Annotated in this window: 9 protein-coding genes and 3 pseudogenes; 1 reads left to right on the top strand and 11 read right to left on the bottom strand. The window is 42.6% G+C overall.

Features of this window, described 5'->3' with window-relative positions:
• A pseudogene (locus ACHA99_RS09835) lies at window positions 1-272 on the bottom strand (transposase); the annotation flags it as partial.
• Window positions 273-367: 95 nt separating this feature from the next.
• On the opposite strand from ACHA99_RS09835, the pseudogene ACHA99_RS09840 reads away from it, so the two are divergent.
• Window positions 368-517 (top strand): annotated as a pseudogene (locus ACHA99_RS09840) (IS481 family transposase); the annotation flags it as partial.
• 34 nt (window positions 518-551) lie between these two features.
• On the opposite strand, the gene ACHA99_RS09845 reads toward ACHA99_RS09840, so the two are convergent.
• The 10 genes and pseudogenes from ACHA99_RS09845 to ACHA99_RS09890 all read right to left on the bottom strand — a co-directional run.
• Window positions 552-2,195: a hypothetical protein gene (locus ACHA99_RS09845; RefSeq protein ID WP_393942469.1), complete on the bottom strand. Its 1,644-nt coding sequence runs from the start codon at window positions 2,193-2,195 to the stop codon at window positions 552-554.
• 422 nt (window positions 2,196-2,617) lie between these two features.
• The gene (locus tag ACHA99_RS09850) at window positions 2,618-2,830 is read right to left on the bottom strand and encodes a FliM/FliN family flagellar motor switch protein (protein ID WP_393942471.1); all 213 of its coding nucleotides are present in this window, start codon (window positions 2,828-2,830) and stop codon (window positions 2,618-2,620) included.
• A gap of 3 nt (window positions 2,831-2,833) precedes the next feature.
• A complete protein-coding gene (locus tag ACHA99_RS09855; protein WP_393942473.1) occupies window positions 2,834-3,469 on the bottom strand; it encodes a hypothetical protein in 636 nt (211 codons plus the stop codon).
• A gap of 13 nt (window positions 3,470-3,482) precedes the next feature.
• Entirely contained in the window at window positions 3,483-4,487 is a 1,005-nt protein-coding gene (locus ACHA99_RS09860; protein WP_393942475.1) for a hypothetical protein, read from the bottom strand.
• Window positions 4,474-4,869 (bottom strand): hypothetical protein, encoded by a 396-nt coding sequence (locus ACHA99_RS09865; RefSeq protein WP_393942477.1) that lies wholly within the window; start codon window positions 4,867-4,869, stop codon window positions 4,474-4,476. The genes ACHA99_RS09860 and ACHA99_RS09865 overlap by 14 nt, the downstream gene beginning before the upstream one ends.
• Complete coding sequence (locus tag ACHA99_RS09870) at window positions 4,859-5,572, bottom strand: OmpA family protein (RefSeq protein ID WP_393942479.1); 714 nt, start codon at window positions 5,570-5,572, stop codon at window positions 4,859-4,861. The genes ACHA99_RS09865 and ACHA99_RS09870 overlap by 11 nt, the downstream gene beginning before the upstream one ends.
• A gap of 151 nt (window positions 5,573-5,723) precedes the next feature.
• Window positions 5,724-6,770 carry a flagellar biosynthesis protein FlhB gene (locus ACHA99_RS09875; RefSeq protein ID WP_393942481.1) on the bottom strand — a complete coding sequence of 349 codons (1,047 nt, stop codon included), beginning with the start codon at window positions 6,768-6,770 and terminating at the stop codon, window positions 5,724-5,726.
• Window positions 6,771-6,774: 4 nt separating this feature from the next.
• A complete protein-coding gene (locus ACHA99_RS09880; RefSeq protein WP_393942484.1) occupies window positions 6,775-8,658 on the bottom strand; it encodes an FHIPEP family type III secretion protein in 1,884 nt (627 codons plus the stop codon).
• A complete protein-coding gene (locus tag ACHA99_RS09885; RefSeq protein ID WP_393942486.1) occupies window positions 8,655-9,251 on the bottom strand; it encodes a hypothetical protein in 597 nt (198 codons plus the stop codon). Before ACHA99_RS09885 ends, ACHA99_RS09880 begins: the two co-directional genes overlap by 4 nt.
• Window positions 9,252-9,389: 138 nt before the next feature.
• A pseudogene (locus ACHA99_RS09890) lies at window positions 9,390-11,238 on the bottom strand (hypothetical protein); the annotation flags it as partial.

Raw genomic sequence — 11,238 nt, forward strand, 5'->3', positions numbered from 1 at the left:
CTTTTTGACTAATTGAGGTTCGAAGGTGCCCGCTCTGTCTCTGAGCGTGTTGAGCTCGAAGTTGCCAATGGGGCTTTTAACCGTTTTAGTGGTTTTACCGTTTTTACGATTAACCGTATCAGGGTTAGCCAAAGGCCATCCAACTCAGCAACTAATGCCGCTTCAGTGAGTTGCTTAATCAAAGGGGTTAAGATGCCATCCTTGCCTGTGAGGTCTTTTCCTTCACGTAGCGCTTGAATGGCAGCATTGATATCAAAAGTAGGTGTGGTCATAAATCATCTCTTTTTGGTATAGCTTAAAGAAATGACACAGAAATTTGAACACTACCCAGCTGAGTTTTGATTAACTGTGTGAGCGCACAGCATGGAAAAAAACCATGGAGCGATACTTCGAAGTGGCTGAGCAAATGCCTTATTCTGAAGAGGTTCAGGAGCTTTATGAGCCAGCAAAAGAACCCCTTCAAGAACAAAACTACAGGCTTGAATTAGAGCTGAGAAAATTGAAACGATCTCTATGAATCACACAGATTAACTCCCCCAAAAACCTCTTCTTTATGTAACCACATTAATAGGAGCATTAACATCCCTTATTTCAAATACAGTCCCTACTTCAATCACACTACCAGTTTTCATTATAGGTATTGAAACTCTCGTGTCTGGACGGTTCATCGTATGCCATCTCTCTTGTTTTTTAATTTCTACATCATTAAACTCTCTGTTTCTTTCGATGATGAGTGTTCCACCCTCGTGTTTTAATCGCGTGGCATAAATATCATTTAAGTTTTCAATCAAATGATTAACGTATTTTAACTCTCCCCTCATTGATTTGTTGGCCTCGAGTAATGCAATCTTTATCTCTTTAAATGCCTCTTCACTCATCATAGGCAGAGCACAAAAGCCATCTTCTGGGCTAGTTTTTGGATGAAGCATTACTCCTACATTTTTCTGTACCCCATTTTTCCTACAATTCAATTCTTGAAGTCCTATCAGTGAATGCAGAACAAATCCTTGCATAGTATCTTTGTGTGAGTGTTGAAATTTACATTGACTTGCTGCACCAGCTAGCTTTTGTAGCTCTTCTTTGTTTCCCTTCGTTGTCGATATGGCCTCGGCATTCAAACTAACCCAGCTCACCAAGTTTTTATAAGATTGGCCGACATTGACTTGAACCGTTTTTGATACTCCACCCGTTAGATTTGTCGCCATCTTGCTTGCTAAAGCATAAGGTTTATCACTAAGGCCACGAATTGTTCTAATAAGCTTTCTGCCGCTTTCCCATCTTTTTTCGTCCTGTTTAATGCTCTCTTTTCTCATTTCGAGCGCATTTCCTGATAAATGCGCAATCTTTTCCTTTGATTTTTCAAAATCTTTATATTTTTTTGAGTTAAAGAGCATCGTTCTTATTTTTTCTTCGCATTCAGGATGAACTTCAAAGTCTGTACCATATGCCTTTGATATTTCTTGCAGAAGTTTACCTACATCCGTTCTATATTTTTTAACTAAATTTGAAAAATCTTGACCTTTAACGCTTTCACTTTCTAGAAATGGTGGGGTCATCAGTTCCAATACGCTATCATTGTCAATTTCAAGAGTAAATCGACATTCCCCCCACATTTTTGTACTGTGAACAAGGGGAACATGAACAAGTGGTATTGGGGCGTTACATTGATCTGTCACATAGAACTCCCCCTCGTAACCTCTTGTTGTTAAGCTACTAACATGAGGTATAGAAGAGTCAACAATACTCGACGTAATGCTTTCACTATCGTGTGACATTTGGATCATACCACAAGTAATATCACCTATTTTTTCGAGTAAAGGTTTGTCGAGAATATTGACTGTCTCCCTATTTGAACCTCCAGTCTCTGCAGCTTGTTTCATGATCGGCGGTAAATGCAGTGGCTTATGTGTTTCATCACTTTGCCCACTTGCAGGTTTAGATCGAGATATTGCGCCAATTGGGTTGAAGGAGTGTTTTGCTCTTTTTGCTAATAAAGAACCTGTTGTAGGCTTGGTTATCTTTTTCTGAGTTCGACTCTTCTTTTTTTTATTTGGTACTATTGAAGGAAGAGGATTTACAGACTCTCGGGGTAAATTTCTCACCGATACAATGTCTATTTCGGGTCTTAGATTTTGGACTGGTTGAAGGTCCATTTTCGCTGAAATAATAGAAGGTAAATTAGCATTTATTGGCATAAGTCCTCATCAAATTAAATATGTAGTTAAACTTAATCGAGTTCAAAAATATTAGTGCAGTTCAACTACGCATGTTCTACAATCTGAATAACTAGTTCAAATGTTACTCAAAATTTTTAGGTTTGTAGCTTTCCCCTAATTTAATGCCTCTACAATTATGTGATTTTTTATGTAAAGAATAATCAATTGCTTAGGAAAAACATGACCAACACATAGAGTCAAAAAGCCGATACACTAACTATCGCAAAGCCCTCCCTCCCTTTGTTTTGTATTCGATAAATACAGGCTAATCCAATTCACTAGCTAACAGAAAGGCACAAAGTATCCTAGAATACACTTGCGCCTTTAATAATCGATTTATGTATAGATAACAGATTTTAAGCCTGCATTAACAGCTATAAAAATAATGCATAAATATACAATCAGTTAAATTTATTCACTTGCTCGATAGAAACATAGAACTGGTCATCAACTTTAACTAAGGTTCCTGTAGCTATCAGTTCATTGCCACTTTTTAATAACACTTCAGATTGAACGAAATCGTTTACGGGTTTAATTTGGCTTTTTTGCAAGCTATTAAGCTCATCCAGTGTCATAATACAATTAGCAACAACCACATCTATCGCGATACGCATTATTTAGCCTCCCTGAGAAACAGAGATAATCGAACGACGCACATCACGGATCTCTTCCTGGGCAGAAGTGATTTCAGTCATGGTATTTTTAAATTTTTGCTGTTCGGTATCCAAATCAACTTGTATTGTGTCGCAATATGCCGTCATAGTCGCATTCATCGATTGAAGTTGATCATAAGTTACGGTCTTAGTGTTCCAATCTGTACCCGCAATCTCTCCTACTCCCGCAGAATTACCGAGTTTAGTCTTAATAATATTATCAATTTCACTCAAAAATCCCGCAGCCTTGCCTTCATTTAACTTAGTAGTTTTATTATCACCTGGCTTAGTATTGGGTAATCGATCACTCATAATTAACCCCCATAGGCGATTAATCTCGGCAATGGCCTCTGACTTTAGCGAGATATTATCGGCCTTAGCTTCGGCACTTTGAGTTTGTTCAGAAATATATTTAGACAGGATTATATCAATTAGATTCAGAGGGTCTCGACTACCCGCTGAAAATAAATAGTTAGAAGGCGATGCCTTAAAGGCTTTGTCCGCAACGGGATGTTGGCTCAAGGCCAATTCGAGTGCCTTAGACTCGGATTCTGGCGCAAACATAACACTAATGATAGGTTTAGCTTGGATATCTAACATTTGAATTTTCCTATTATGGTTGAATAAAATAAATGCGGGTTTGATCACTGTCTTTAAAAACGACCTTGTCACGTGAGATAGATTGAATCACACCTAGACGCGGTACATTACTGCCAACCCAATAACGGTACTTATCGTCATATAAATAGCCTCTGGATGTCGATGAATAGAAAATCGAATAAGGAAAATTGACGTTGTCTATCACTTGAGTACTGGCGTTTCGTGCAGAAATAAAGGGAATACTCTCCTGTAAGCCGTTAGCCCGCAGAACTATTATCGCCTTAGCACTATCACTTACAAACCAAGTGCCATTCAATTTATTAAATGACAATCCATATTCACCTAAAACCGCCATGATGCGATTATCCGCCTCAAAGGTCTCGACTTGGATTTGATCACGATCCGTATTTTCTATGACCTTGCTAATAATAGGCTTTTTCGAATAGCTTGATACCATTTCCACCACAGGTTGCGAGAGTAGCTGAAAGTTCGTCCCCTTTACTAGTTCTGCATTTGCTTGCCAAGCCAGAGGCAAAGCGGCATATGCAGAAATATTAGACACCTTAAGTTTGCCATTTTTAATGTAACTACCATTAAGCTGGGTAAATCTTTCAGCCAGCTGCGCATCTTGATTAACTTGATATGCAATCGAGATACCTACGCCTAAGCCAATATTCAGCAGCAAAGTCAACATAATCAATGCGCTGTATTTCCGAATAAGATAACTCATCCATTGTGGATTACGTTTGCCTTGTTGATAGACAAAAAAGGCTATGCCTCGCATACGATAGATATGCCCTGCCCGCAGCTTTTTCGACTTGTCAGCCTTTTTTATTCCCTTAATGACTATGCCGTTACCATCATTAAAAAACGCCCAACATGCGCCTGCAGGCAGGGCCTCTGGAATATATAGAGTATCAGAATCAATCCCTTCATTCGATCCTGTAATAACCAGTTTAGGCTCTATGGGTAGAATGACACCCTGCAAATGCCCTTCAACAAATTCAATTAGCCACATGCAAGTTCAACTCTTGTCTCAATGTATTCGCGATGACCACAGTATCGCTCAAGGCTTTTAACAAGCCTTGCGGATGATCCGGCAAAGGCATACCCCGTATATAGAAATAGCCATTTGCCTTAAACTTGGCAATGTAACCACCCGATGTCATTGAAAAATCGGAATTTATATCCAAGGCAGCCTCGGAGGGGAAACCATCAATATCGAGCTCAACCATGATCAGAATGGTATTCATGAGGCCGACGCGGGCGGCATCCTCAATCCGACAGTTCACTTCACCAAAACGGCAGAGTAATGCTTGGTGTTCATCTAACGATATTGATGCACCTTGCACTAAGCGAGTAAATTCCATCATTAATAGGGTAAATTTCTTATTTTTCATCGTAATTAAACTTCATCTCAATCATAAAACGCCGCTGAGTCACACGTTGTTCGGCAGTAGGCAGACCGTTTTCAACACTGCCACGTAACAAGATGGGCGTATCTCCCATACCTTCAGTTTGTAAAAAATATTTCACGCTATTGGCCCGCGCATCGGCTAAACGACGATTAGTCGCATAGGGCCCCGATGAGTCGGCAATGCCATAAACCAATATACTTTCCACGGGTTGCCCTCGTAGATTTTCCATCATGCGCACCAACATATTCTTACCTGATGGCGTGAGCGCAGACTCATTTACCAGAAATAACCCCTGGAACACTAACCGCTGATGTTTCGAGCGTGTACGACAGAAATCGACGTCATTAGCAGCCGCACAAGCCGTGCTATCGGCTAATATCCAAGACACACCATCGTCCGATATCCAAGATTCCCCATTAGTCGAATTCAAATTATCTCCGCCCATGGATTGTTGCCTATCTGCGGCCGCAGCCGTCGAGTTCCCCTGTCCAGCAAAGGTATTTCTGCTCATTGCGCCGACAAAATTTGAATAGCGCCAATAATCTGCTTCACAATTTTTAACCTCACTTAAAGCATAGGTATGCAGGTTAGCTAAATAATGTCGACTCGGGTGAGCTGGCACAGAAACTTCAATACAGGCTGTCTGATGTGGTGAGCCATCAAAATATTCAGGCTGTCTCTTCATCCAATAATGCATATGGTCAATATCATCAACCTCGGAAAACAGTAAATTATATATATCTTGCTTCCACTCATGATCCCATATTATAGAATCCTCCCTGACATTATGAGCACATGATGTGAGTCCAAGCATAGCCCCAATTAAAAGCCAAAATTTACCCTTTTTTTGCATTTTCCCGCCTGTTCAGTTCTAAGAGAATAATCGCTATGTCACGGTAGAACTCTTTAGGAATATAGTCTTCTCCCGTGCGCATACTTTTATAAAATGCCCTCGCTAACCCTCTATGTTCTAAGATGGGGATGTTGAGTGCTTCTAATCTACGACGCTCCTCTAACGCAAATGCTTCCGTAGTGATCTTGAGTACCACAGGCACTTTATCTATCCAGCGGTCATAACAAATTGGCACTAAAATATGAGTTGGATTTGCGATAGCAAAGGTTGGCTTACGCCCTTTGGTCATAGGTGTTTCCATGACTTCGCGCATTTGTCGCCTACGCTCAGATTTCATTTCTGGCGACCCTTCGGTTTCTTTCATTTCATTTTTCATTTCGGTGAATGTCATACGGTTTTTATGATTAAAATGATATCTCTCCACCATAAAATCCACACAGCCTAAACTGACACCATAAACAAAAAACAATAATGACACTAAACCGACATACAACATTAAGTTATAAATAAAATATGATGAATTATTTATTTGTGCTAATACGGTTAACTCACCACCGCCGATATCTGATATATATTTTAATAAGAATAACAAAAAAACCAATTCCAAAACCTTACGCAGTGAGCGGGATATGGCCTCAATACCGAATATATTCTTAACCCCAGTAACAGGACTGATCTTTTCCATTTTAAGACCTAAAGATTCGGTATTAATCACATTTTTATTCAATATAACCCAACTAATGGTCGCCATGAGGAGTTTAATCATTAATAGAATAAATATACCCCAGGAAATTACAACATAAATAATGTCCAAACCCGTCGAGACATCAGCATACAGCATCACCTCGAACCATTCATTGGCCGAATCAAATATAAAATAAATGCTACCAACAAATATCAACGCAAATACCACCAGTTCCATGGTCGGCTCTGCCAATTCTGTTTTAGGAAACTGGCCTTTTTTCCTTAATTCCCTAAGTTTCTTCTCCGTGGGTGGATATTTTTTGGGTTCAGTTGATTCATTCGACATAGGCTTAGATCACAACTTGCAGTGGCTCGGAACTCACTACACAACTAGGGTCGGCGATATCACCATGACTACACACTGAAATCGTTGACACTACCTGTTGAAAAAAGGACTTAACCGAATTAATTTCATTGTCATTAACTACTATGGTCGGTTTACTGCGATAGAGTGAGGTCATACGCAAAATTTCCTTACGTACTGCCGACTGAAGCTCAATTAAGCTGTCCAGATCCTCGCTCTCCCCCATGACAAAACTTTCAATACACTCAGTCAGTTCAGAACTCAACAGGGCAACATAAATTTTCCCTTCTGCATTCATTAGGCGAGAGGTGATCTCGTACTTAGCTTGATGACGGATCCGATTTAACCAATTTTTAGGCTCATTATCGATGCGCGACCAATAGATTAACGCCTCAAAGAAGGTCACCCGATCGAGATAAAACTCCCGTGCACGGATCATCTCTTTAATCACATCGTGAACACGGTTCAAACCGAGCGCCGAATCTATCTCGTTTTTAATCACTTCGCTTTGATTCGCAAGCCCTTGAATAATATTGCTGGTGTATTGGAGGTTATATTTTTCGACTAAACACTTATGCAAAAAATATTGCACTATAGTGGCGACGTTTTGAGTAGCAGCATCTTTCACAAACACCTCATCACCCAGCACTTCGATCAGTTCTAACGATTCATCATGTGAGAAAGAGTAGATGCGAATACCCGAAATATGGACCTCGATATCGGCGCTCAGTTGCTCGTCTACGGTTATAAAAGGCGCCCCAAGAGCCTGTCCCCAAAGTGCTTGCTCAAGCCGTTCGAGACTCATGCCCACCAGAGCACTATATTGAGGCTCGCGCAGCACAAAGTTGAGCGACTCATATAATCCAGTGCCGGCAATCTCGGTGCATATCAAAGTTTTTGGCTTACCTTGGACTCGCCATAATAAGAAGGCGCTCAGTGTGCAGAGTATAAATAGTGTGATGCACACATAGAATAGGCTTGGGCTCAGTAAACCTAACACCAGAATCAAGCCGCCAATAACCAGTAGGCTTTTCCAAAAACGGCTCACTTGCTTGGCCATCTGCCCCATAAATGAACTAGATTCTTCGTCCCCTTTAATACGGGTGAGATACACACCACAAGCAATAGACAGCAAGAGACTTGGGATCTGTGAGACCAGACCGTCACCAATTGTCAGTACCGAAAATCGGCTCACACTGTCAGTTAAGGAGAGATCAAATTGATTGACCCCCACATAAATGCCACCAAACAGATTCACTAAACTGATCAAGATCCCAGCGATAGCGTCGCCCTTGACGAATTTCATCGCTCCATCTAGTGAGCCAAATAAGCGGTTTTCAGTGCTTAAATCGGCACGTAATTTTTGAGCTTGCTCACCCGTGATGAGACCACTCTTTAAATCCCCATCGATCGTCATCTGCCTGCCGGGCAGCGCATCCAGTGAGAATCGAGCCCCAACCTCTGCGACCCTTTCACCGCCTTTGGTCACCACCAAAAATTGCACTATGGTGATAATGATGAAGATAAGTAGCCCCGAAATAAGGTTCCCACCCATCACAAATTCACCCACGGTTTCGATTACATTACCTACATCTTCGTTGGCAATGATGTTACGGGTGGTGGCAATCGACAATAGCAAGCGAAAGGTCGTCAGCAACAAAACTATCGTAGGTAAAAAGGTCACCCGCAAAGGTTGGTCATTCTCCAGCATGATCACCAGCAAGAGCGCAGAACTGATGAAGCTAATTAAAATAAATAGATCGATCACCCCGCCAGGGAGGGTGAATAGAATAATGGTTGGCAAGGTAAACGCTATGATTACACTGCTGGGATTGAACAGAATAGGAAGCCGACGCAGACGTTGAATCATATAGACTCCAGACTAGAACGCAGTGCTTCGACAATAGCCTCTGTCTCAATGCTAATCACATTATCCTCATTTTCGATCGTTAACACGGCAAATCCATCAACATAAGCTCGCTCTACCACCAAGTTTTTGCCCTCATCGTCTATTTCTGCATGGAGCAATTCCACCAAATGAGCAATCAACGTCTCATTCATGCTCAGTTCAGTTAGACGTAATGTTACGGCTGCTGCAATACGCTGTTTCAATTCAACTTTCAACTGGATAAGGCCTTGGTATTGTTCTTCCAACAGATCGACGAGTCGCTGATTCGCCTCGTCAAACCAACGCGCCTGATCAGCCTGTAATTCTTCAGCCTTCTCATTAGACAAAGTAGTTACGTGCAGATTGAGCGCCAACTCTTTCTCTTCAATCAGCTGTACCACTTGCTCTTCAAGCATGTGCTGATATTGCTCGACTCTGTCTTCTAACGTGGCAAGTAATGCTTTAGCATCGCTATAAATCAACAGCTCAGACTTCTTGATCACATTTGAATGGCGATCTTTTTTAAAGGCGATCTGCGGCAGTAATCGATGCGGTGAATTGATTTCTATATACAAGACATACCTCACTCTGATTTGAAATTTAAGCGTACTCAATCCTGAAACCTCACTACAAAAGAAAAAAAAAGATTAAACCTGAACTCTTATGATTTAATCTTTCTCAATTGATAATCAGTCTAGAAGCGAGTCATTATTTCAAGGCGCTAAAACCAAATTGCTTAACGTTACAGGAGGCGTAACACGTAATTTCCCACTGGGAGTTTCGAGTAAATGTGTACGCCCATTGGAGCTATTTAAACCCGTGAATTGCAAGTAATCGGCTCTGTTCATGTGCTTTATTGGCGTTAACTGAGACTTAATCTCCGCTCGTTCCCGGACATTATTCATTTTACCAGCAAAATGATTTTGGCCGCGCATACTTACAGCCCCTTGAGTCAATAAGACCTTAGTATTCAAGCTCTTCAAATACTGTGCTAAATCATTTTCACGCCACGCCGCAAATTCGACTGAATCCCGTTTCCCCTGCAGTGACTCAGGGATCGGCCGCCAAGAACCCATAAAGGTGCCCGCTTCTGGACGATCTAAGAACTTAGGCACCTTATATTGAATATGCCCACCCGCACGACCCACTATACGTGACTCTATCTTGTTTAAATCAAATGCAGGCTTAGGCGCACTTTTTTGCGGCGCCAAGACGCCCTCCTTTAGGGTAGCCTTAGATATCGATGTAACTGCCGATGTCGTCGGCGATACAACCTGCGGTGCAGCCGGCAGAGCAATAGTCGAGGTGGCAGCCGGCAGAGCAATAGTCGAGGTGGCAGCCGGAGGAGTCTTGATCTCCAGCTGCGGTCTAATAATGCGTATCTCAGCCTCACTGCGCTCAACACTAGCTAAAGCACCAATGCCGATATTCATCTCATAGGTAATCTGATCTGCAGAGATCGACATCTCACCCTTAGGCTGCAGTACCGATAAATCCTCAATGCCATCGAAGGTAGAGGCTAGCCCGAGCCGCGAATCGAGCCCTGCATTTGACCCTAAATTGAGATTACGTCTCGGCCCTTGGGTATAATTGCTGCCCGTTTGCGCACCGTTTGTCAGGCTCAATGGTGTGGGGATAGCCACCTGCCATTTTTGGCCATTGTAACCTTTAATGGTTTGCGCGCCGATGGCATCGGTCGGCGCAAGATCCGTTTCGCCCGTTTGGGTAGCCATCGATTGCGTCGAGACAGTTACGGCCCTGTAAGCCAAATCGTCAGCGCGCTCTGTTTGAGTGCCATCGGCTTGAGAGCCTCGTTCTTGGCCGTGCGGAACTAATATGTCGCCTTTAGGGATCACAGCTGAAGCTAGTTCTAGCCCTGCACTTAGATCTAAATTGAGGTTATGTCTCGGTCCTTGGGTATAATTACTGCCCGTTTGCGCACCGTTTGTCAGACTCACTGGTGTCGGTATAGCTACCTGCCATTTTCGGCTATTGTAACCTTTAATGGTTTGCGCGCCGATGGCATCGGTCGCTGTAAGATGCGTTTCGCCCGTTTGGGTCGAGACAGGCACGGCCTTGTTAGCCGAATCGTCAGCGTGCTCTGTTTGAGTACCGACGACTTGAGTGCCTCGTTCTTGGCCGTACGGAACTAATATGTCGCCTTTAGGGATCACAGCTGAAGCTAGTTCTAGCCCTGCACTTAGATCTAAATTGAGGTTATGTCTCGGTCCTTGGGTATAATTACTGCCCGTTTGCGCACCGCTTGTCAGACTCTCTGGTGTCGGGATAGCTACCTGCCATTTTCGGCTATTGTAACCTTTAATGGTTTGCGCGCCGATGGCATCGGTCGCTGTAAGATGCGTTTCGCCCGTTTGCGTCGAGACAGGCACGGCCTTGTTAGCCGAATCGTCAGCGTGCTCTGTTTGAGTACCGACGACTTGAGTGCCTCGTTCTTGGCCGTGCGGAACTAATATGTCGCCTTTAGGGACCACTGCTGAAGCTTGTTCTAGCCCTGCACTTGGACTTAAATTTAGGTTATGTCTCGGCCCTTGGATATAATTA

Origin of the sequence: Shewanella sp. S23-S33, from assembly GCF_043359565.1 — a bacterium.
GTDB lineage: Bacteria > Pseudomonadota > Gammaproteobacteria > Enterobacterales > Shewanellaceae > Shewanella > Shewanella oncorhynchi.